The 22,619-nt window shown below is 66.4% G+C and carries 18 protein-coding genes; 6 read left to right on the forward strand and 12 right to left on the reverse strand.

Features of this window, described 5'->3' with window-relative positions; translation table 11 throughout:
* Positions 1-20: 20 nt before the first annotated feature.
* Positions 21-2,006: a choline BCCT transporter BetT gene (betT, locus tag ACYAF3_RS09840; RefSeq protein WP_003096496.1), complete on the forward strand. Its 1,986-nt coding sequence runs from the start codon at positions 21-23 to the stop codon at positions 2,004-2,006.
* A 42-nt stretch (positions 2,007-2,048) separates the two neighbouring features.
* Here betT and pchP read toward each other — a convergent pair whose 3' ends face one another.
* A complete protein-coding gene (gene pchP / locus ACYAF3_RS09845; protein WP_003110458.1) occupies positions 2,049-3,098 on the reverse strand; it encodes a phosphorylcholine phosphatase in 1,050 nt (349 codons plus the stop codon).
* A gap of 150 nt (positions 3,099-3,248) precedes the next feature.
* Complete coding sequence (locus tag ACYAF3_RS09850) at positions 3,249-4,166, reverse strand: LysR substrate-binding domain-containing protein (protein ID WP_003098255.1); 918 nt, start codon at positions 4,164-4,166, stop codon at positions 3,249-3,251.
* A gap of 148 nt (positions 4,167-4,314) precedes the next feature.
* On the opposite strand from ACYAF3_RS09850, the gene ACYAF3_RS09855 reads away from it, so the two are divergent.
* The gene (locus tag ACYAF3_RS09855) at positions 4,315-5,781 is read left to right on the forward strand and encodes a NorM family multidrug efflux MATE transporter (protein ID WP_043096182.1); all 1,467 of its coding nucleotides are present in this window, start codon (positions 4,315-4,317) and stop codon (positions 5,779-5,781) included.
* Here ACYAF3_RS09855 and ACYAF3_RS09860 read toward each other — a convergent pair.
* Complete coding sequence (locus tag ACYAF3_RS09860) at positions 5,693-7,369, reverse strand: putative bifunctional diguanylate cyclase/phosphodiesterase (protein ID WP_043096183.1); 1,677 nt, start codon at positions 7,367-7,369, stop codon at positions 5,693-5,695. The genes ACYAF3_RS09855 and ACYAF3_RS09860 overlap by 89 nt on opposite strands.
* Positions 7,370-7,556: 187 nt before the next feature.
* On the opposite strand from ACYAF3_RS09860, the gene rep reads away from it, so the two are divergent.
* The 3 genes from rep to ACYAF3_RS09875 all read left to right on the forward strand — a co-directional run bounded on the left by rep (position 7,557) and on the right by ACYAF3_RS09875 (position 12,154).
* Entirely contained in the window at positions 7,557-9,566 is a 2,010-nt protein-coding gene (gene rep, locus ACYAF3_RS09865) for a DNA helicase Rep (protein WP_003110454.1), read from the forward strand.
* 133 nt (positions 9,567-9,699) lie between these two features.
* Entirely contained in the window at positions 9,700-11,418 is a 1,719-nt protein-coding gene (locus ACYAF3_RS09870; protein ID WP_033969841.1) for a thiamine pyrophosphate-dependent enzyme, read from the forward strand.
* A 163-nt stretch (positions 11,419-11,581) separates the two neighbouring features.
* Positions 11,582-12,154, forward strand: a complete 573-nt coding sequence (locus ACYAF3_RS09875; protein ID WP_003096508.1) for a xanthine phosphoribosyltransferase — start codon at positions 11,582-11,584, stop codon at positions 12,152-12,154.
* 7 nt (positions 12,155-12,161) lie between these two features.
* Here the strand turns inward: ACYAF3_RS09875 and ACYAF3_RS09880 are convergent, their stop codons facing one another.
* From ACYAF3_RS09880 to ACYAF3_RS09920, 9 genes are all read right to left on the reverse strand, one after another.
* Positions 12,162-14,021 carry an acetyl-CoA hydrolase/transferase C-terminal domain-containing protein gene (locus tag ACYAF3_RS09880; protein ID WP_003123719.1) on the reverse strand — a complete coding sequence of 620 codons (1,860 nt, stop codon included), beginning with the start codon at positions 14,019-14,021 and terminating at the stop codon, positions 12,162-12,164.
* Positions 14,022-14,230: 209 nt separating this feature from the next.
* Positions 14,231-14,659: a c-type cytochrome gene (locus ACYAF3_RS09885; RefSeq protein ID WP_003096511.1), complete on the reverse strand. Its 429-nt coding sequence runs from the start codon at positions 14,657-14,659 to the stop codon at positions 14,231-14,233.
* A 203-nt stretch (positions 14,660-14,862) separates the two neighbouring features.
* Positions 14,863-15,411, reverse strand: coding sequence for a cupin domain-containing protein (locus tag ACYAF3_RS09890; protein ID WP_003096513.1), 549 nt, complete (start codon positions 15,409-15,411; stop codon positions 14,863-14,865).
* A gap of 150 nt (positions 15,412-15,561) precedes the next feature.
* Complete coding sequence (gene alr / locus ACYAF3_RS09895; RefSeq protein WP_003114351.1) at positions 15,562-16,635, reverse strand: alanine racemase; 1,074 nt, start codon at positions 16,633-16,635, stop codon at positions 15,562-15,564.
* A 90-nt stretch (positions 16,636-16,725) separates the two neighbouring features.
* Positions 16,726-17,079: a RidA family protein gene (locus ACYAF3_RS09900; RefSeq protein WP_003098273.1), complete on the reverse strand. Its 354-nt coding sequence runs from the start codon at positions 17,077-17,079 to the stop codon at positions 16,726-16,728.
* The gene (gene dadA / locus ACYAF3_RS09905) at positions 17,054-18,352 is read right to left on the reverse strand and encodes a D-amino acid dehydrogenase (RefSeq protein ID WP_003098274.1); all 1,299 of its coding nucleotides are present in this window, start codon (positions 18,350-18,352) and stop codon (positions 17,054-17,056) included. Before dadA ends, ACYAF3_RS09900 begins: the two co-directional genes overlap by 26 nt.
* Before the next feature lie 356 nt (positions 18,353-18,708).
* Positions 18,709-19,053 (reverse strand): YdbL family probable chaperone protein, encoded by a 345-nt coding sequence (locus ACYAF3_RS09910; protein WP_003098276.1) that lies wholly within the window; start codon positions 19,051-19,053, stop codon positions 18,709-18,711.
* Positions 19,054-19,065: 12 nt separating this feature from the next.
* Positions 19,066-19,257, reverse strand: coding sequence for a YnbE family lipoprotein (locus ACYAF3_RS09915; RefSeq protein WP_003096523.1), 192 nt, complete (start codon positions 19,255-19,257; stop codon positions 19,066-19,068).
* 20 nt (positions 19,258-19,277) lie between these two features.
* Positions 19,278-21,845 (reverse strand): intermembrane phospholipid transport YdbH family protein, encoded by a 2,568-nt coding sequence (locus ACYAF3_RS09920; protein ID WP_023085871.1) that lies wholly within the window; start codon positions 21,843-21,845, stop codon positions 19,278-19,280.
* 153 nt (positions 21,846-21,998) lie between these two features.
* Here ACYAF3_RS09920 and dadR point away from each other — a divergent pair, with 153 nt between their 5' ends.
* Positions 21,999-22,487, forward strand: a complete 489-nt coding sequence (gene dadR, locus ACYAF3_RS09925) for a transcriptional regulator DadR (protein WP_003096535.1) — start codon at positions 21,999-22,001, stop codon at positions 22,485-22,487.
* The last annotated feature ends 132 nt before the right edge of the window (positions 22,488-22,619 follow it).

Raw genomic sequence — 22,619 nt, forward strand, 5'->3', positions numbered from 1 at the left:
CACAAGGAGAGCTAGCTTACATGGAGACACCCACTACCCCCCGGAGCACCCTGAATCCTCCGGTCTTCTATACCTCCGCCGCCCTGATCCTGGCCCTGGTGCTGTTTACCGTGCTCCTCCAGGAAGAAGCGCAATCGCTGTTCAACCACGTCCAGCAATGGATCATCACCAACGCCAGCTGGTTCTACGTACTGGCCGTGGCGCTGATCCTGATCAGCGTGGTGTTCCTCGCCGTCAGCCGCTACGGCGACATCAAGCTCGGCCCCGACCACAGTCGTCCCGACTACCGCAACACCACCTGGTTCGCCATGCTGTTCTCCGCCGGCATGGGCATCGGCCTGATGTTCTTCGGCGTTGCCGAACCGGTGATGCACTTCACCACCCCGCCGGTGGGCGAGCCGAACACCGTGCAGGCGGCGAAGGAAGCGATGAAGCTGACCTTCTTCCACTGGGGCCTGCATGCCTGGGCGATCTACGCCATCGTCGCGCTGATCCTGGCCTTCTTCAGCTATCGCCACGGCCTGCCGCTGACCCTGCGCTCGGCGCTGTATCCGCTGATCGGCGAACGTATCTACGGCCCCATCGGCCACGCGGTGGATATCTTCGCGATCATCGGCACCGTGTTCGGCGTGGCGACTTCGCTCGGCTACGGCGTGCTGCAGATCAACAGCGGCCTGCACCACCTGTTCGGCTGGCCGGTGAACCAGACCGTGCAGATCGCCCTGATCGCCGCCACCTGCGGCCTCGCCACGCTCTCGGTGGCCAGCGGACTGGACCGCGGCATCCGCATCCTGTCCGAACTGAACCTGAGCCTGGCGGTGATCCTGCTGCTCTTCGTGCTGGTCCTCGGGCCGACCGTGTTTCTCCTGCAGACCTACGTGCAGAACACCGGGGCCTACCTGTCCGACATCGTCAACAAGACCTTCAACCTGTACGCCTACGAGCCCACCGACTGGATCGGCGGCTGGACCCTGCTGTACTGGGGCTGGTGGCTGTCCTGGTCGCCCTTCGTCGGCCTGTTCATCGCCCGTATCTCGCGCGGCCGCACCATCCGCGAGTTCGTCTGCGGCGTGCTGTTCGTCCCGGCCGGCTTCACCCTGCTGTGGATGACGGTGTTCGGCGATACCGCCATCCACATGGTCCTGCAGGAGGGCTTCACCCAGTTGGCCGAAGTGGTCAACCAGGACAGTTCGGTGGCGCTGTTCGCCTTCCTCGAGCACTTCCCGCTGGGCAGCGTGATCTCGCTGGTGGCGGTGCTGATGGTGGTGGTGTTCTTCGTCACCTCGGCCGACTCCGGCGCGCTGGTGGTGGACATGCTAGCCTCCAGCGGCAAGGACCACTCGCCGCTCTGGCAGCGGATATTCTGGTCGGTGCTGATGGGCGTGGTGGCCATCGCCCTGCTCCTCGCCGATGGCCTCAAGGCGCTGCAAACCGCAACCATCGCCAGCGCGCTGCCATTCTCCATCGTGCTCCTGGCGTCGATCTGGGGCCTGTTCAAGGCGCTGCACCTGGATGCCACCAAGCGCGGCATCCGCTACCAGGCGCTGACCTTCTCCCGCCCCACCACGCGCAGCGGCGCAAGCGAGGGCGACGGTTGGCAGCGCCGCCTGCGCAACATCGCCATGTTCCCAAGGCGCAGCCACGTCAACCGCTTCATCACCGATGTGGCGCGACCGGCCTGCGAGGACGTCGCCGCCGAACTGCGCAAGCAGGGCTACGAAGTCCAGGTGCAGGACGGCGAGGACGGCCGGGTTCGGCTGGAAGTCAGCCACGGCGGCGAGGTCGATTTCATCTACGAGGTGCGTCCGCGCGCCTTCACCACGCCGAGCTTCGTGATGCGCGACACCGAGGACAGCAGCGAGTCGCGCAAGTATTTCCGCGCCGAGGTCCATCTCCAGGAAGGCGGCCAGGACTACGACATCATGGGCTGGAGCCGCGACGGCGTGATCGGCGACATCCTCGACCAGTACGAGCGGCACATGCACTTCCTGCACGTGGTGCGCTGAGGGATGCGGGGGCCGGCCAATGCCGGCCCCTCGCCGTTTCGCCTACTGGATCTGCTCCGGAGTGACGATCACCCAGTTCCTGTCCGCCGTCACCGGCAGGCCGGCCTTGGCCTGTGCGGCGGAATGCTGCTTGATCATGCCGTTGATCTGCTCCATGTACTTGGCCTTGCGGTTGACCCACAGGTGCACGCCGTTTTCCGCGGTGCCGTTGAACAGCATGTAACCGTCGCTGTCCGGGGTATCGCCGGCGACCAGGATCGGCCGCTTCCAACGGTCGATGTAGGTGAGGATCGCAGCCTGCTTGCCGGCCATCCAGGTCGCCGGGGTCCACAGGTAGGGGGTCACCTCCAGGTCGAGGTTGGCCTTGGGATCGTACTTGCCCTCGGCGATCTGCTTGCGCGCAGTGGTCAGCTCGCCGGTCTTGCGGTTCTTCAGCAGGGTGGTGACGCCGATGACGTTCTCCGGCTTGGCGTTGTAGCCATACCTGGGGTCCGCCGCGACCATCCGCACCAGTTCCTCATGGGCCGCGCTGATCACGTAGACCTCGATGCCGTTTTCCATCAGCTTGTTGTACAGCTCGCGCTGGCCGCTGAACACGCGCGGCGGCTCGACGTCGAGCGTGGCGAGCTTGTCGCCGTCGTAATAGGTGGCGGGGATCGGCTTGCCGTAGGCCATCAGTTCGTCGACATAGCCCTTCAGTTCCCTGAGGGTGAAGCCTGAGAACACCTGGGCGACCCAGGGATAGCAGACCATGTCGTCGATCTCGCAAAGCCGGTAGTAGTAGCTGAACAGGCTCTCCTTGTGCCCGGCCTGGTCCTTGAACGGGATCAGTTTCAGCGAAGGGTCGAGCCTGTCGCGGGTCAGCACGCCCTTCATTTCCAGATAGGGCAGCAGCGATTCTTCCAGGTCGTAGCGATAGCTGGTGTTGTCCATGTCGAACACGGCATAGGCGCCCTTGTTCGCGTTGGCCTCGATCAGTGCATTCAGTTGCCTGGCGGCGGGGGCCGGCCAGTGCTCGAGTTCGGTGGCGCTGGCCTGGCCGACTGCGGCGGCGAGCGCCAGCGCGGCGAGTATTCCTTTGGCGAAGGTCATGGCGGGTTCCTTTGGGCGGTTGGAAGGAAGCTCCGTCCCCTGCCGCTCCCGACAGGCAACGACCAACGACCCTAGCGCAAACCCTGCGCCCGGCCCAGCGACGGCAGCGACCTGTAACGTCGCGTCAGCGCCAGGAGTTGTCCGGCGGCGTCACGCCAGCCGCTCGACGACGGGCAGACGCATCGCCGCCACCTCCGCGAGGAGGAAGTCGCGCAATCGCTGGAAGCGTTCCTGTCCCCTGCGGGCACGAGGCCAGACCAGGTGATAGCTTTCGCCGCTGGCCACCGCCACCGGCCAGGGCAGGCCGATGCGGCCCTGGGCGACATCCTCGGCGACCATCACCAGGTCGCCGATGGACACGCCATAGCCTCGCGCGGCGGCGACGATGCCCAGTTCCAGCGTGTCGAACACCTGGCCGCCCTTGAGCGACACCTCCTCCCCCAGCCCGGTCCGTTGCAGCCAGCGTCGCCAGTCGCGACGATCCGGCGTGGGGTGCAGCAACTCGCTGTCACGCAGGCGTTGGAGGGTCCAGGGCTCCACGGCCTCGTCGGGATCGCAGACCGGCACCAGCCATTCGGCGAACAGCGCTGCCGTTTCCCATTCCGGGCTGAACTGGCCGCTGCCCAGCAACACCGCGCAGTCGAAAGGCTCGCGCTGGAAGTCCACCGAGTCCACATCCATCCAGGCACTGGTGAGCTGCACCTCGATATCCGGGTTCAGGTGGCGGAAGCGGCTCAGGCGCGGTAGCAGCCAGCGCAGGGTAAGGGTGGAAGGCGCCTTCAGGCGCAGGGTGGCGTCGTCCACACGCAGGGCGGTGCAGGCCCGTTCCAGCGCATCGAAGCCGTCGCGCAGCCCGGGCAGCAGCAGGCGTGCCGGCTCGGTCAGCTGCAACTGGCGGCCATGGCGCTCGAACAGACGACAACCGAAGTGCTCCTCCAGGGTACGGATGTGCCGGCTCACCGCGCTCTGGGTTATCGCCAGTTCCTCGCCGGCGCGGGTGAAAGAGGCGTGCCGGGCGGCAGCCTCGAAGGCGCGCAGGGCATACAGCGGGGGCAGGCGACGGGTCATTGGGGAATTACCTCTTTCATGACTTTTACTCATGCCTGGCATCTTGTTTTTCCTTTTGTGGAGCCATGCCAGTCGCACCGAGAATAGCCGCATTCTCAACGCCGACAGGCCATCGCGGCAACCATCTCCTCCTGAGCCTTACTCATCCATGTCCTCGCCATCCCTCGTCGAACTCAAAGCCATCCTGCGCCTGGCGGGCCCGTTGATCGCCGCCCAGCTGGCCTATGTCGCCATGGTCTTCACCGACACCGTGATGATGGGCAAGCTCGGCCCCGACGCGCTGGCCGCCGGCGGCCTGGGCGCGGTCAGCTACGCCTTCGTCTCGACGTTCTGTGTCGGCGTGGTGGCAGCGGTCGGCAACCTGGTGGCGATCCGTCACGGCTGCGACGACGCCGCTGGCGCCGCCGCGGCCGCTCGCTCCGGACTCTGGGTCGGCGCCGCGCTGGCCCTGGCCGCCGGCCTGCTGCTATGGAACCTGCGGCCGCTGCTCCTGGTCGTCGGCCAGGCGCCGCAGACGGTGGACGGCGCCATGCAGTTCCTCCACAGCCTGACATTCGCCCTGCCCGGCTACATGGCCTTCATGGTCCTGCGCGGCTTCACCAGCGCCATCGACCGCGCCGGCCCGGTGATGGCGATCAGCGTGCTCGGCGCGCTGGCCAACCTGGCTCTCAACTATTCCTTCATAGAAGGCCTGTTCGGCCTGCCGCGCCTGGGCCTGGCCGGTATCGGCCTGGTCACCGCCCTCGTCATGAACTGCATGCCGCTGCTGCTGGCCCTGTATATCCGCCTGCAGCCGGCCTATGCCGAGTACTCGCTGCTGCGCGGACTGGGACGGCCGCAGCGGGCGATGGTCGAGGAGATACTGCGCCTGGGGCTGCCCATCGGTGGCACCTACGCGGTGGAGTCGGGGATGTTCACGGTCGCCACCCTGTGCATGGGCATCATCGGCGATCACGCCCTGGCCGCGCACCAGATCGCCATCCAGGCGGTATACGTGGCGTTCATGGTGCCGGTGGGGTTGTCGTACGCCACCACCTACCGCATCGGCCAGCATTTCGGCGCCGGCCGCCTGCTCGAAGCACGCCGCGCCGGGCGTGTCGGCATCGGCTTCGGCGCGCTGTGCATGCTGCTCTTCGCCGGGCTCTTCTGGTGGATGCCGGAGGCCATCATCGGCCTGTTCCTCGACCGCGACGCCCCGGCCAACCGGGAGGTGGCCGCGATGGCCGTCTCGCTGCTGGCGATCGCCGCCTGGTTCGAGCTGTTCGACGGCACCCAGAACGTCGCCATGGGCGCGATCCGCGGTCTCAAGGACGCCCGCACCACCTTCCTGGTCGGCCTGGCCTGCTACTGGCTGGTCGGCGTGCCGCTGGCCTGCCTGCTGGCGTTCGCGGCCGTCTGGGGCGCCGCGGGCGTCTGGTGGGGGCTGGCCGGCGGCCTGGCCTGCGCGGCCATTGGCCTGACCCTGGCCTTCGAGTGGAAGACCGCGCGGTTGCTGCCGAAAGCCACGGCCAGCGAGGCGTCGGCGCTCAATTGCCGAGCGGCTGGCCGCGGTGCGCCGAGCTCTCGCCTATGCCCAGGAAACGCGCCAGTTCCGCCAACGGCAGCGGCGGACTGATCCAGTAGCCCTGCACCTGGTCGCAACCGAAATCGCGCAACTGCTCCTGCTGGCGCAGGGTCTCCACGCCTTCGGCAACCACTTCCAGGTTGAGGTTGTGCGCCAGGTTGATCATCGCCCGCACCAGTTGGAAGTTTTCCGCCCGCTGGTCCATGCCGCCGACGAAGCTGCGGTCGATCTTCAACAGGGTGATCGGCAGGCTATTGAGGTGGACGAAGGACGAGAAACCGGTGCCGAAGTCGTCCAGCGAAAAGCGCACGCCCAGTTGGCCGAGCGCCTGCATGGTCTGCAGCACCTGGTCGCTGCGCCGCATCACGGCGGTCTCGGTCAGTTCGAACTCGAGCCAGCGCGCGTCGACGCCGTGCTCTTCGATCAACCGTTGCAGGGTCGGCAGCAACTGGCTGTCCTGGAACTGGCGGAACGACAGGTTCACCGCCATGTGCAACGGCTCCAGGCCGCGCCCGTTGAGCCACTGCATGTCGCGCAGGGCGCGGGCGATGACCCAGTAGCCGAGCGGCACGATCAGCCCGCTCTCCTCGGCCAGCGGGACGAACTCGCTGGGCGTGAGCAGGCCCCGCTCGCCGTGGCGCCAGCGCACCAGCGCCTCCAGGCCGACGATGCGCCCGCTGTCCAGGCACAGTCGCGGCTGGTAGTGCAGCTCCAGCTCGTCGCGACGCAGCGCCCGGCGCAGTTCGGCTTCGAGGTCGGCGAGGCTGCGCACGCCACGGTTGATGCGTTCGTCGAAGACATGGAAGGTGCAACCCTGGCGGCTCTTGGCCTGCTGCATGGCGATGTGCGCATGCCACATCAGCGGGTCGGCACCTTCGTCGGCACGGGCATGGGCGAGTCCCAGGCTGCAACCCAGCAACAGGCTCTCGCCATCGATCCAGTAGGGCTCGCCGAGGCATTCGACGATGCGTTCGGCGACCCGCTCGGCGCGTTGCGGATCGCGACGGGTGTCCAGCAGCAGGGCGAACTCGTCGCTGCCCAGGCGCGCCAGGCTGTCGCCGTTCTCCATGAAGCCGCGCAGGCGGTTGACCACCTGCAGGATCAGGCGGTCGCCGCCCTGGTGGCCGAGGGAATCGTTGACGTGACGGAAGTTGTCCAGGTCGAGGTGGCCGAGCACCAGGCCACGCCCGTCGAATTCGCTGAGGCGCGCCGCGAGCAGGGTCTGGAAGCCCTGGCGGTTGGCGATGCCGGTCAGCGGATCCTGCTCGGCGAGCAGTTGCAGGGTCGCCTGCAAACCCAGGCGCTCGCGCGCGTAGCGCAGGCAGCGGCGCAGGCTGTCCTCGGAAAGCTGTTCGGCGGCCAGCCAGTCGACCACCCCAACCGGCGCCTGCGCCGGCTCCTGCTGCAACAGCAGGATCACCGGCCAGGGACAGGGAGTCCCCAGCGGCAGGCAGGCCGGCGTGGCCAGGAGCAGCCCCCGGGGCTCGGCGGCGAACAGGGTGGCCGCGCCCTCCCAGGTGGTGACGATGCTCAGCGAAAAGGCAGGCCCCAGCGCTCTCAGGCGTTCACCTAGCAGTGGCGCCCAGTCCGGCGTATCCGCCAGAAGGAGCAGGCGCAAGGGTTCTGCGGGCGCTGACAAGCAACCTCCAAAGTTTTAAGAATCTTCGTAAAGAACGAACGGCATCATCCTAATGCGGTAGGGAATCTACAGCAAAATGGCGTGAACGATCTCGGGATCGGTCACAGCTTGCACGCTAATTCTCGCGGATGCCAGCCAGCCTGTTAGAATACGCCCCCGCTTCAACCCTCTCTTCCGGCCTGTTCCTATGTCCCGACTCAATCCCCGGCAGCAAGAAGCCGTGAACTACGTCGGCGGTCCCCTGCTGGTCCTGGCTGGCGCCGGCTCCGGCAAGACCAGCGTGATCACCCGCAAGATCGCCTATCTCGTCCAGCAGTGCGGTATCCGCGCCCAGTACATCGTCGCCGTGACCTTCACCAACAAGGCCGCGCGGGAGATGAAGGAGCGCGTCGGCACCCTGCTGCGCGGCGGCGAGGGCAAGGGCCTGACCGTCTCGACCTTCCACAACCTCGGCCTGAACATCATCCGCAAGGAACACGAGCGGCTCGGCTACAAGCCCGGCTTCTCGATCTTCGACGAGTCGGACATCAAGGCGCTGCTGACCGACATCATGCAGAAGGAGTATTCCGGGGACGACGGCGTCGACGAGATCAAGAACTACATCGGCGCCTGGAAGAACGACCTGATCCTTCCGGAGGAGGCGCTGGAAAAGGCCCGCAACCCCAAGGAGCAGACCGCCGCGATCGTCTACCTGCATTACCAGCGCACCCTGCGCGCCTACAACGCGGTGGACTTCGACGACCTGATCCTGCAACCGGTGAAGCTGTTCCAGGAACATCCGGACGTCCTCCAGAAGTGGCAGAACAAGGTGCGCTACATGCTGGTGGACGAGTACCAGGACACCAACGCCAGCCAGTACCTGCTGGTCAAGCTGCTGGTGAAGGACCGCGCCCAGTTCACCGTGGTCGGCGACGACGACCAGTCGATCTACGCCTGGCGCGGCGCGCGCCCGGAAAACCTGATGCAGCTGAAGGAAGACTTCCCTTCGCTGAAGGTGGTGATGCTGGAGCAGAACTACCGCTCCACCAGCCGCATCCTCAAGTGCGCGAACGTCCTCATCGCCAACAACCCGCACGTATTCGAGAAGCAGTTGTGGAGCGAGATGGGCCACGGCGATCCGATCCGGGTGATCCGCTGCCGCAACGAGGACGCCGAGGCCGAGCGCATCGCCATGGAAATCCTCACCCTGCACCTGCGCACCGAGCGGCCGTACAGCGAGTTCGCCATCCTCTACCGTGGCAACCACCAGGCCAAGCTGATGGAGCTGAAGCTCCAGCACCACCAGATTCCCTATCGGCTCTCTGGCGGCACCAGCTTCTTCGGGCGCCAGGAAGTGAAGGACCTGATGTCCTACTTCCGCCTGCTGGTGAACCCCGACGACGACAACGCCTTCCTCAGGGTGATCAACGTGCCGCGCCGGGAAATCGGTTCGGCGACCCTGGAGAAGCTCGGCAACTACGCCACCCAGCGCAAGATCTCGATGTACGCCGCCTGCGACGAGATGGGCCTGGCCGAGCACCTCGACAGCCGTTTCCACGAACGCCTGCAACGCTTCAAGCGCTGGATGGACGGTATCCGCCGACAGTGCGCGGAGAACGAGCCGATCGCCGTGCTGCGCAGCATGGTGATGGACATCGACTACGAGAACTGGCTGCGGCAGAACGCCTCCAGCGACAAGGTCGCCGAATTCCGCATGAGCAACGTCTGGTTCCTCATCGAGGCACTGAAGAACACCCTCGAGCGCGACGAGGAAGGCGACATGACCATCGAGCAGGCCATCGCCAAGCTGGTCCTGCGCGACATGCTGGAGCGCCAGCAGGAAGAAGAGGAAGGCGCCGAAGGCGTGCAGATGATGACCCTGCACGCGTCGAAGGGGCTGGAGTTCCCCTACGTGTTCATCATGGGCATGGAGGAAGAGATCCTGCCCCACCGTTCCAGCATCGAGGCCGACACGGTGGAAGAGGAGCGCCGCCTGGCCTACGTCGGCATCACCCGCGCGCGGCAGAACCTGGCGATGACCTTCGCCGCCAAGCGCAAGCAATACGGCGAGATCATCGACTGCTCGCCGAGCCGCTTCCTCGACGAACTGCCCCCCGAAGACCTCGAATGGGAAGGCATGGAAGACGCCCCGCAAGAGGTCAAGGCGGCCAAGGGCAACGCCGCCCTCGCCGACATCCGCGCCATGCTCAAGCGCTGAGCCCGCCGCGCCTCGACTGTCTCGATTTTCACAAAAGTGTCTTGCCCGATGCCTAGCCTCGGGCGAGGAACTTTTGCCGCTCCACGCGCGACCAAAATTAGCTAGCTAACGAATTCCATTCGAGGACAGCTTCATGTCGAGCAAGAAAGTCGCCGAGATCGTCGTGGAAACCCTGGAAGCCGCCGGCGTCCGCCATTGCTATGGCATCGTCGGCGACACCCTCAACCATGTCACCGACGCCATCCATCGCAGCCAGATCCAGTGGGTCCACGTGCGCCACGAAGAGGCGGCGGCCTTCGCCGCGGGCGCCGAGTCCTACATCAGCGGACGCCTGACCGCCTGCGCCGGCTCCTGCGGACCGGGCAGCCTGCACTTCATCAACGGCGTCTACGAGGCCCAGCGCAACCGCGCGCCGATGGTGCTGATCGCCAGCCAGATCGTCACCCCGCAACTGGGCATGGAGTTTCCCCAGGAGGTCGACTTCAAGGCGGTCTACGCCAGTTGCTCGGTGTTCTGCGAGCAGGTGCACAGCCCGGAACAGGCGCGCCGGGTGGTGGCCCTGGCCTGCCAGGCGGCGCTCAACCGGCGCGGCGTGGCGGTGGTGATCCTGCCGGCCGACATCAGCCAGGCCACGGTGAAGGACGACCTGCCGTTCTCGGTGCATTTCCCGCAACCGGTGCTGCGCCCCAGCGACGCCGAACTGCAGGACATCGCCCGCCTGCTGGCCCACGGCAAGAAGATCGGCATCTACGCCGGCTCCGGCTGCCAGGGCGCCCACAACCTGCTGGTGGCCCTCGCCGACCGCCTCAAGGCGCCCATCGCGCACACGTCGCGGGCCAAGGACTTCGTCGAGTACGACAACCCCTTCAACATGGGCATGACCGGTATGCTCGGGATCGAGTCCGGCTTCCACATGATGACCGAGTGCGACACCCTCCTGCTGCTCGGCGCCGACTTCGCCTGGGCGCAGTTCTATCCGCAGAAGGCCACCCTGATCCAGGTCGACCGCGACGGCAGCCACCTGGGTCGCCGCCACCCAGTCGATCTCGGCGTGGTCGGCGACGTGATCCCCACCCTCGAGGCGCTCCTGCCGCTGCTCGAAGCCCGCGAGGAGCGCAGCTTCCTCGACGAATGCCTGGAGCACCGCGAGCGCTCGCTGCGGACGCTGGAAAAAGAGGAGCAAGCCGGCAAGGGCGAGCTGATCCACCCCCAGCACCTGGTCAGCCTGCTCGACCAGCACGCCAGCGAGGACGCCCTGTTCACCGCCGACGGCGGCTCGGCGATGGTCTGGCTGTTGCGTCACATCCACAGCAACGGCAAGCGCCGCACCCTCACCAGCCTGGTCCACGGCACCATGGCCAACGCCATGCCCCAGGCGCTGGGACTGAAGAAGGCCTACCCCGAGCGCCAGGTGATCTCGATCTCCGGCGACGGCGGCCTGGCCATGCTGCTCGGCGACCTGCTGACGGCCATCCAGGAAAAACTGCCGATCAAGGTAGTGGTGCTGAACAATGCCTCGCTGAACTTCGTCGAGCTGGAACAGAAGGTCGAGGGCCTGCTGGACAACTACACCGACCTGCTCAACCCGGACTTCGCCCGGCTCGCCGAGGTGATCGGCTTCCACGGACGCAAGGTGACGCGCTCCGAGGATCTCGAGGCGGCGGTGCAGGAGTTCCTCGCCCAGCCCGGTCCGGCGCTGCTGGACGTGCATACCAACCCTGCGGAGCTGGTGATGCCGCCGAAGATCGAGTTCGGCCAGATCGCCGACACCGCGCTCTACGCCGCCAAGGCCGTGCTCAGCGGGCGCTTCAAGGACGTCGAGACGCTACTGGTGAACAACCTGCTGAAATGAGCCGGCAGCGGCGCGGCCCGCCTGCCACGGGGCCGCGCCGGGCAGGCGCGGATTCCTGACCGCTCGATCATGTTCGCTCGTCCGAGAGAACGTCGCGCGCGGCGCCGGCTGGCGGTACAATGCCGCGCTTCATCAGCGACAGCCGCTTCGCAGGAAGCCACCCGTGGACATTCTCAAAGACAAAATCCGCTCGGAAGGCATCGTCCTTTCCGAGCACGTACTCAAGGTCGACGCCTTTCTCAACCACCAGATCGACCCGCAGCTGATGCAGCAGGTCGGTCACGCGTTCGCCATGCGCTTCCGCGACCAGGGCATCACCAAGATCGTCACCATCGAGGCTTCCGGCATCGCCCCGGCGGTCATGGCCGGCCTGGAGCTGGGCGTCCCGGTGATCTTCGCCCGCAAGTACCAGTCGCTGACCCTGAAGGACAACCTGTACATCTCCAAGGTGTTCTCCTTCACCAAGCAGACCGAGAGCACCATCGCCATCTCGGCCAAGCACCTGAACGCCCACGACCACGTGCTGGTGATCGACGACTTCCTCGCCAACGGCCATGCCGCCAAGGCGCTGATCGACCTGATCGGCCAGGCCGGCGCGAGCATCGCCGGGCTCGGCATCGTCATCGAGAAATCCTTCCAGGATGGCCGCGCCCTGCTGGAAAGCGAAGGCTACCGGGTCGAGTCCCTGGCCCGGGTGAAATCGCTGGCCGGCGGTCAGGTCGAGTTCCTCGACTGAGCGCCACTCAGCCCCGCTCTTCCTGGCTGGCTCGCAGGCCGGCCAGCAGCAAGCGCTGGTAGAGTTCCTCGCGAAGCCCCTGCGGATCGTCCAGGTCCATGCGCCGCAGATGCGCCGGGTAGGCTTCTGGCTCCGGCGCATCCAGGGTCGCCTTGCCCAGTTCGAGGATCTCGCTCAGCTTCAGCTTGCGCTTGAGCCAACCCAGCGCCCGCAGCAGGTCCTGCTCGACCTCGTCGAAATCGCTGCCCAGGGGAAACTCCGGCAGCGCCGCTGCGTGGGCCTGGTGCAAGGCCTGCAGGCGCTCCGGGGTATTGTTGCGATAGCGTTCGGGCAGGACGAAATCCTTCGGCAGCTTGCCGGCCGACTGGGCCTGCTCGGCCAGCGCCTGCTGGAAGCGCGAGTCGGCGATGGCCAGCAGCGCGGCGATCACTTCCGCGTCATTCTTGCCACGCAGGTCGGCGATCCCGTACTCGGTCACCACCATGTCACGCAAGTGCCGGGGAATGGTGGTGTGGGCGTACTGCCAGACGATGTTCGAACTGACCTCCCCGCCGGATTCGCGCCAGCTACGCAGCATCAGGATCGAACGTGCGCCCTCCAGCTCGTGAGCCTGGGCGACGAAGTTGTACTGCCCGCCGACGCCACTGAGCACCCGGCCGTCCTCCAGCTGGTCGGCGACCCCGGCGCCGAGCAGGGTCACGGTGAAGGCGCTGTTGATGAAGCGCGCGTCGCGCCGCTGCAGACGCTTCAGCTCTTCCTGGCGGTACAGGTTGTTGACGAAGCCGATGCCGGTCATGCCGATCCCGGCGCGCTCTTCCAGCGACATCTCGCGCAGGCGCCGGTAGAACGCCAACGGACCGAGGAAAAAGCCGCCGTGCAGCCACACCCCGCCCTCCACCGGCGCCTCGCCGCGCTCGGCGGCACGCTGCCGCGCTTCGTCGGGGTAGACCCGGCGGCTCAGCACGCCGGCCTCGGCCAGCGCCAGCAGACCCGGCACGAACATCTCGCTGCAACCGTAAAGCCCCCGGCGGAACGGCTCCAGGCCACCGTCGCGCTCGATCGTCTCGGCCCAGCGCGCACGCACACCCAGCTCGTCGATCAACGCCCGGTAGGTGGCGTTGTCGCGCTGGCGCAGCAGCAGGGCGGCGGTCAGCGCGTCGCCCATCGAGCCGATGCCGATCTGCAGGGTGCCGCCGTCGCGCACCAGCGCGCTGGCGTGGAGACCGATACAGTGATCCTGCAGGTTGACCGGCATGTTCGGCGTGGAGAACAACCGGCTGCTTTCCGCCGGCGCGTCGATCAGCAGGTCGAATACCGACTCCTCGACCTCGGCGTCGCCCGGCAGGTAGGGCAGGTCATCGTGGACCACGCCGATGGCGACGATGGTCTCGCCAGCGGCGCGACGCTTCTCCAGCATCGGCAGGAGGTCCAGGGTGATATCCGGGTTGCAGGCCAGGCTCAGCTTGCCCGGCCGCTCGGGATGCCGCGCCACCAGCTGGGCCACCGCGTTGACGCCCTTGGCATTGATGTCGCGGGCGACGTGGCTGTAGTTGCAACTGATGTAGTGCTGCTGCGCCGGCGCGCTGTCCAGCAGGCTGCCGGGCTGCAGGTAGAACTCCTCGACGCGGATGTTCGCCGGCAGTTCGTCGCGGCGCAGGGCGTGCAGGTAATCCAGCTCCGGGTAGTCAGCGAAGACCCGTTCGGCGAAAGGCTCGAGGAAACGCCGTTGCAGGTCGCCGCCAGCGGCGGGACGCCCCAGGGAAAGCGCGGTATACAGCGTCAGTTGGCGCTCCGGCAGGGTCCGCAGGCGCTGGTACAACGCATTGACCAGTCGGTTGGGCTTGCCCAGCCCGAGGGGCAGGCCCATGCGAATCGGGCCCTCGATGGTCTGCAGCAAGTGATCGACTGCGGCGTCGATGGAACAGGTTCGGCTCAAGACGATGCCCTCCGGCGAATGGGTAGCCGGAAGTTTGGACCCTGTTTGCCGGCGGGACGATCCGCCAGCGGGAAAAACCCGCACCGCGGATACGAAAAAGCCGCCAGGAGGCGGCTTTTCGCGACACGGTTCCGGCGTTGTTACAGACCGGACATATGCTTGATCGCGGCTTTCAGCTCGTCGTCCGAGCAATCGGCGCAGGTGCCTTTCGGCGGCATGGCGTTGATACCGGAAATCGCCTTGGCCAGCAGGCCATCGAGGCCGCCCTGCTCCTTGGCGCGCTTGCCCCACTCGGCCTTGTCGCCAACCTTCGGCGCGCCCAGCAGGCCGGTGCCGTGGCAGGTGTTGCAGGTCTTGCCGACGATGTCTTCGCCGGAACGCGCACCGCCGCCACCGGCGGCTGCCGCGACGGCGCCGACGCCTTCGCATTCCTTGCCTTGTACGCAGACCTTGCCTACCGGCTCGAGGCGCTTGGCGATCGCATCGTCAGTGGTCGTAGCCTGAGCGCTTACAGCCCACAGGGCCAACACGGCAGCTTGGGCCGCCAGCATTTTTTTAATCAGGTTCACCCTTACACCCTCATCGTGGCTTATCACACCCGGGCACGATACCGATCACTGCGGGCCGCGCGGGCGGGCGCAAGTATAACGGCAAAGAAAGCCCGGCAGAAACAATTGCACACCCTCGCAAAGCCTTGCGGCATTAGGTCGCAGCCCCGCATGCCCCTTGTCGGCCGGCGCCCTTCGGGCCCGGCGGGGTCTTGTGCTTCAGGTCAGAAATTTGCGGGCGTGGTGGCGCTGATCAAGCGTGCCGGCACATCGTAGGGATTGCGAAAACGGTGCGGCTTGTTGCTCTCGAAATAGTAGCTGTCGCCGCGCTCGAGCACATAGGTCTCGCTGCCGACGGTCAGTTCCAGGCGCCCGTCGACCAGCACGCCGGCCTCCTCGCCTTCGTGGTTGAGCATTTCCTCGCCGGTGTCGGAGCCCGGCGGGTAGGTTTCGTCGAGGAAGGCGATCGCCCGGCTCGGGTGCGCCTTGCCCACCAGGCGCATGGACACCGCGCCGCTGGAAATGTCGATCAGTTCGTCTGCCTTGTAGACAACCTGGGTATGGCTGTCCTGCTCCAGGTCCAGGGAGAAGAACTCCACCAGGGACATGGGGATACCGCCCAGCACCTTCTTCAGCGAACTGATGGAAGGGCTCACGCTGTTTTTCTCGATCATCGAGATAGTGCTGTTGGTGACACCCGCCCGTTTGGCGAGTTCGCGCTGGGAAAGACCTTTGAGCTTTCGGATGGTTTGCAGACGAGCACCGACGTCCAAGGGTGGAGTCCTCCTTATTCTTCTGGCAGGCAAGGCAAAACGAGGCCGCACACGGCTGGCGACCCCAAGTCGGCCGTATCATGGCAACACTGTTCAGTATTTACAACAGATCGGTCGACATGCCTGCGCAAAGAATTCGGAAAGTTTTTCTCAAGCCCCGGAATAGACGCGCGGCACCCTTTTCAGGTTGCACAGCAGCTGGTAGGGAATGCTGCCGAACTGCGCCGCCAGGGCGCCGACCGGCACGTTCGGGCCCCATAGTTCGACCCGGCTGCCCAGCCCGGCCTGGGGATGGTCGGTAAGGTCGACGGTGAGCATGTCCATCGATACCCGGCCAACCAGGCGCCCCGGCTTGCCGTCGATGAACACCAGGGTGCCGTCGGCGGCGTGGCGCGGATAGCCATCGGCGTAGCCCATGGCGACCACGCCGATGCGCTGGCTACGCTCGGTGCTGTAGCGCGCGCCGTAGCCGACCGGTTCGCCGGCCGGCAGGTCGCGGACGCTGATCACCTTCGATTCCAGGGTCATCACCGGGCGCAAGCGATCGGCCAGCGGATGTGCGCGCTCGAACGGCGTGGCTCCGTAGAGCAGGATGCCCGGACGTACCCAATCGCTGGGCACCTTCGGCCAGCCGAGCACGGCTGGCGAATTGCGCAGGCTGATCTCGCCTTCCAGGCCCTGGCTAGCGGCCGCGAAGGCGGCGAGCTGTTCCTCGGTGCGCGGGCAATCCAGTTCGTCGGCGCGGGAGAAGTGACTCATCATCACGATCTTCGCCACCTTGCCGCTGGCCCGCAGGCGCTCGTGGGCCGCGCTGAAGTCCTCGGGGAAGAAGCCGACGCGGTGCATGCCCGAATCCATCTTCAGCCAGACGTTCAGCGGGCGGGCCAGGCTGGCGCGTTCGATCGCCTCCAATTGCCAGGCGCAATGCACCACGCACCAGAAGTCGTGGGCGACGATCAGCTCCAGCTCAGACGCCTCGAAGAAGCCCTCCAGCAGCAGGATCGGCTGGCGGATACCGGCCTCGCGCAGCTCCAGGCCCTCCTCGATGCAGGCCACGGCGAAGCCATCGGCCTCGGCCGCCAGCGCTTCGGCACAGCGCACCGCGCCGTGGCCGTATGCGTCCGCCTTGATCACCGCGAGCGCACGGGCGCCGGTGGCCTCGCGGGCCAGCCGATAGTTGTGACGAAGGGCTTGCAGGTCGATCAGGGCACGGGCGGGGCGCATGGCGACGGGTCTCTCTTCAGCGAGGTGCGGCATCGCGCACCTTTCATCAGGCGAAAAAAAGCCCGGCTCTCCGGCCGGGCCAGACAAAACTCAGGGCAGCGCAGCGACCACCGACATCTCTACCAGGATCTCCGGCTCGCAGAGCTTGGCTTCGACGGTGGCGCGCGCCGGCGCGACGCCGCGCGGCAGCCACTGGTCCCAGACGCGGTTCATGCCTTCGAAGTCGGCGTCGATGTCCTTCAGGTAGATGGTCACCGAGAGGATCCGAGTCTTGTCGGTGCCGGCCTCTTCCAGCAGACGCTCGATGGCCGCCAGGGTCTCGCGGGTCTGCTGCTCGACGCCCGCGGACATGTCCTCGCCCACCTGGCCCGCCAGGTAGACGGTGCCGTTGTGGACGACGATCTGGCTCATACGCTCGTTAGTGTGCTGGCGCTGGATGGGCATTCTTGGCGTTCTCCGGGGAATTGCTGTAGCGGGAAATATCCAGGCCTTCGGTACTGATCTGCGGGCGCTTCTTCGCCATCAGGTCGGCCAGGTAGCGACCCGACCCGCAGGCCATGGTCCAACCCAGGGTGCCGTGGCCGGTATTGAGGAACAGGTTGCGGTAGCGGGTGGCGCCGACGATCGGGGTGCCATCCGGGGTCGCCGGGCGCAGGCCGGTCCAGAAGGTCGCCTGGCTGATATCGCCGCCCTCGGGATAGAGGTCGGTGGTGATCATTTCCAGGGTCTCGCGGCGGCGCGGGTTCAGCGACAGGTCGAAGCCGGCGATTTCCGCCATGCCGCCGACGCGGATGCGCTGGTCGAAGCGGGTGATCGCCACCTTGTAGGTCTCGTCGAGGATGGTCGAGGTCGGCGCCATCTCCGGGTTGGTGATCGGCACGGTCAGCGAATAACCCTTCAGCGGATAGACCGGAGCCTTGATACCCAGCGGCTTGAGCAGTTGCGGCGAGTAGCTGCCCAGGGCCAGCACGTAGTGGTCGGCGGTGAGCAATTCGCCGTTGACCAGCACGCCGTTGATGCGGTCGCCGGCGAAGTCCAGGCGCTCGATGTTCTGGCCGAAGCGGAACTCCACGCCCAGGCCCTTGGCCATTTCCGCCAGGCGGGTGGTGAACAGCTGGCAGTCGCCGGTCTGGTCGTTGGGCAGGCGCAAGGCGCCGACCAGCTTGTCGGCGACCTTGGCCAAGGCCGGCTCTACGCGGGCGATGCCATCGCGGTCGAGAACCTCGTAGGGCACGCCGGAGCGCTCGAGCACGGCGATGTCCTTGCCGGCGGCGTCCAGCTGCGCCTGGGTGCGGAACAGTTGGGTGGTGCCGAGGGTGCGGCCCTCGTAGGCGATGCCGGTCTCGGCGCGCAGTTCGTCGAGGCAATCGCGGCTGTACTCGGACAGGCGGACCATGCGCTCCTTGTTCACGGCGTAGCGCTCGGCGGTGCAGTTGCGCAGCATCTGCAGCATCCAGGCGTACTGGCTGGGATCGGAGGTGAGCTTGATGGCCAGCGGCGCGTGCTTTTCCAGCAGCCACTTCATGGCCTTCAGGGGAATGCCCGGGGCTGCCCAGGGCGAAGCGTAGCCGGGAGACACCTGGCCGGCGTTGGCGAAGCTGGTTTCCAGCGCGGGACCGTCCTGACGATCGACCACCACCACCTCGAACCCGGCACGGGCCAGGTAATACGCACTGGCGGTACCGATGACACCGCTGCCAAGGACCAGAACTCGCATTGTCGCCTCCCACGTCGCGGAGGAACCGCGGACGTTTGTTATTTTGAGCGTGTAGATGCGCGCAGTATAGGAAGAGGCAGGCAGAAATAATCACCAATTTTAGGCGGTTACTCAGGTAAAAAACCGGACAATTAGGGGTTTTACCGAGGCGCATCCACCATAAAACTGGAAAAATACCGCATATTTAAATGATCGAACTCAGGCCGGGAGTCGCTTTTTCGGGAAAGCCTGTCGCAGAAGCCATGGAAAACGGCAGGAGTCCCTGAAGGAACCGCTCGCGACAGGAAAAATTCCGCGGACACTGCCCGGCCCTTGCGACCGGAGCAGCGTCCCAGAGCGCTCGCGGAGCCTTCGCGCTATTTCTTCACCCACTTGCCGCCGACCTGGACGTACTGCCCGGCAGGGGTTCTCTCCATCGCCTTCTTGCCGGCCATGGCCTCCACGTCGGCCAGCGAAGCGCCGCTGCTGTTGGCCACCTTCTGGTATTCGGCACGCCGCGCGGCATTGATCTGCGCGGCGATGTCCGCCGCCTGGCCGCTGTTGCTGACCACGCCAAGGTAGCCGTCCGCCTGCTCGCCGACCAGGCCCTGGGCCTTGGCGCCGCCAAGGGCCGACATGGCCTGGCCGAGGTCCATCGCCATGGCGGAAAGGCTGATGCCGAGGGCCAGCAGGGCGATACCGAGTTTGCTACGGGTTGTCATGGATCCGCTCCTTTAGAACAGGCCGCTGTTCTCGTTGATGATGCCGTCCAGAGCCTTGTCGACCTTGATGTAGATCTCGTGCTCGATTTTCACGTTGAGATTGATGTTGATCGGCTCGCTGGGAGCCGCCAGCTGCACGGTGGGCGTGCAGGCCATCGTCAGGCTGCCCAGCAGCAGGACAGCGAATAGAGCGCAGAGGCGCATCGGGGGTTCTCCTGTATGGCTCATGGCGCCGAAGCCTTGCGTTTCTGCATGCGCTCCTGCACACGTTGGCGAATGGTTTCGCTGACCCGGTCGCTCAGTTGCAGGCTGGTCAGCAGTGCCGGGATATCCTCCTCCAGATTGACGTTGAGGTTGACCGGGCGCCCCTTCTCCAGGTCCGGGTTGCTGCCCTGCAAGCGCAGGCCGAGCAACAGCTTGCCGTTCTCATGATAATCGACGCTGCTTTGCAGGACGTCGTAGTGGAAATCGTCGAGGGCATCGGCGACCAGCTTCATCCCCGGGTTGCTGCGCCCCAGCGCCTCGATCTTCGCCGAGCGGAAGCGCAGGTAGCCGGGCTCGCGGGCCTTGACCTGGCCGCCGGAGACGCTGGGCTTCCAGCGGTTCAGCATCAGCGGCAGCTCGCCGTCCAGGGCGCCTTCGCCGGCCAGGCCCTCCGCCGGATAGACCCGGAAAATCTCGCCGAGTTGTATGCCCTGGATACGCAAGGCGAACTTCTGCTCAGCCTGACCCAGGCGGATGCTCCCCGCGGGGACCGAGGCCTGCCCGCCGAACAGGCCGCTCTGCAACGTCTGCCAGCTCAAACGGCCGCTGCCCGGCGCGGAAAGCGGGGCCTCATAGCGCCCGCGGAAACTCACCGGCCCCAGCGGCAGGCCGGGATTGGCCTCGGCCAGGCTCAGGCCGGGGCTGTCCAGGCTCAACTGACCGCCACGCAGGCGCAAGGCCAGGCTGCCGCCCAGCCCCTTCAGCTCGCTGCGGTCGTAGATACCGTCGAGGCCTTTCAGGGTCAGGTCCAGGTCGAGGGACGAGGCGCCCGCCGCATCGAGCTTCCAGCCGGCCGCGGCGGTCGCTCGCCCATTGCCCAGTTCGAGCAGCCCCGGCCAGTCGGCGAGGGTCGCGGCCAGCGGATTGCCGGTACGGAAGAACACCTCGGCCAGCCTGGCGGAGAGCGCCAGGGGCGTCTTCGCGTCGCGCTGCAGCTGGATGTCCGCCGCCAACCCCGCGCCGTTGCTCAGCCGTCCCTTCAGGCTGGTGCGCTCGAGGGTGGTGTCGAGCGGCCCCTCGAAGGTCCAGGCCAACGGTTTGAGGTTGGCCTGGCGGAGTTGTCCGACCTGCGCCTGCAGCGGCCCGGCGAAATGCAGCGCCAGCGGCTGGTAGGCCAGTTCGAGAGCGGCCCCGGCGAGGTCGAGGCGGGGCTGGCCAAGGTGCAGCGTCGACGGCTCGGCCAGGGACGCCGCCTGCAACCGCGCGCCCCTGCCGAAGGAGAGGTTGGCGCGCTGCCCGTCCAGCCGGCCCTCCAGGGGAATCTCCGCGACCAGTCGCTCGGCTTTCCAGCCCAGGTATTGCAGGCGCGGCGCGTCCACCTGCAAGCGACCCTCCACCAGCCTGGCGGCCCACGGCGAGATGCCCAGCAGGTCGAGCCGCGTCTCCAGCTTCAGCGTACTCGCGCCCTCGCTGGTGAACGCCAGGCGCAACGCGGTGACGCTATCGGCATCGCGCTCCAGCGGCTCGCTGCGCAAGCCCAGCGCGCTCGGCCGCAACTCGGCCGGCAGCGCCTGCAACCACTCGCCGTGCAACTGGCTCAGGCGCAAGTCGCTGCGCAGCTGGCGTGGCAACCAGGCGCCCTCGTCTCCATCCAGTTGGACTTGCAGTTCGCCCTGTACATTACCCAGACCGGGCAGCGGCCAGGCTTGCGGAGCCTGCACCAGCAGCGCCGCCGAGCCACCGCCGTCGAGCACCCGGCGCGGCTCCAGCCAGTCGCTGCCAGGCGCCAGGCGGATCGTCCAGTCCGCTTGCAGACGCAGGGCTTGCGGTGCGTCGGGCAGGCGCTGGGCTTCCGGCAACCAGCGATTGAGCCAGACCACCAGGCCACGGGTGTCCGGCAGGCCGGGCGCCTCCAGGCGCCCCTGCCAGAGGCCGTCGCCATCGGACGGCGCGAGCTGGCTGTCCAGCGTCAGCAGCGCCTGCCGGTCGAGTTGCGCGCGCGTCCGCAGGCGCCAACCGGTAGGCTCCTCGAAGAGCTGGGCGTCGAGCTGGGCCTGCTGCGCCTCCTGTTGCAGGCGCAGTTGCGCAGCCAGCGGAAACAGCGCTCCCGACGGGCGGCCGATGTCCAGCCCGCCGTCCTGCTCGCAGCGGCCGGCGGGACAAGGCAGGTCGAGATGGAAGCGTTCGAGGTGGATCTGTTCCGGCAGCCAGGCGAGGGTCTCGCGCAGGGACGTCCAGTCCAGCGCAGCGGAGTCGTCGTCGGAACTCGCGGCAGCCGGTTGCCAGGCGAGCGCCACTTGCTCCACGCGCAGGCCGGGTAGACGCGGACGCCAACCCGACAGCCCGGGCCAGCGCAGCAGCGCGTGTTCCACGTCCAGTCGCAAGCTGGCGCCATCCGCGCCGCGCCGCTCCAGCGCCAGCCGTCGCAGCCCGATGCCTTCGGCGGACAGGCCCAGGCCTTGCCACTCCAGGCGCTCGACACCCTGCTCGCGCAACAGGCTGCGCCAGGCATGCCAGCCGTAGCCGAACGCCAGCAGCAACAGCACTGCAAATACCAGCAGCAACGTCGTCCTTCTGCGCAAACGCATGTCCTACCTCTGTCCGTTGCCGACCCGGCCAAGGGTGGCGGGGCCCTCGTGCAAGATCAAGGCGTTTTCCCTGGCCAGTGTTTTTCCCTGCTTTCGACGTTATATTGGCGGAAAATTTCCGGATTTTCCGAGCCAGACGGGGAGCCTCCATCCATGCGTACCCAGCATCAGAGCAAGCGCGAGCTGGACAAGATCGACCGCAACATCCTCCGCATCCTGCAGGAGGAAGGTCGCATTTCCTTCACCGAGCTGGGCGAACGCGTCGGCCTCTCGACCACACCCTGCACCGAACGCGTGCGCCGCCTGGAGCGCGAAGGCCTGATCATGGGCTATCACGCCCGGCTCAATCCGCAGCATCTGAAGGCCAGCCTGCTGGTGTTCGTCGAGATCAGCCTGGACTACAAGTCCGGCGATACCTTCGAAGAGTTTCGCCGGGCGGTGCTCAAGCTGCCCCATGTGCTGGAATGCCACCTGGTGTCCGGCCACTTCGACTACCTGGTGAAGGCTCGCATCTCGGAAATGGCGTCCTACCGCAAGCTGCTCGGCGACATCCTGCTGAAACTGCCGCACGTACGCGAGTCGAAGAGCTATATCGTCATGGAAGAGGTCAAGGAATCGCTCGACCTACCGGTTCCGGATTGACCCATGACGCGCTCCGGGAGTCCGCCAGGACTCCCGGCATAGACGGGAAACACCGTCTTTTCTGTACACGATCCCCGCAACACCTCGCAGTTTTTTCCTTTTTCGCCCTTGGCGAGCGCCTCGACTGACGTT

This window comes from Pseudomonas sp. TZ252 (assembly GCF_056110345.1).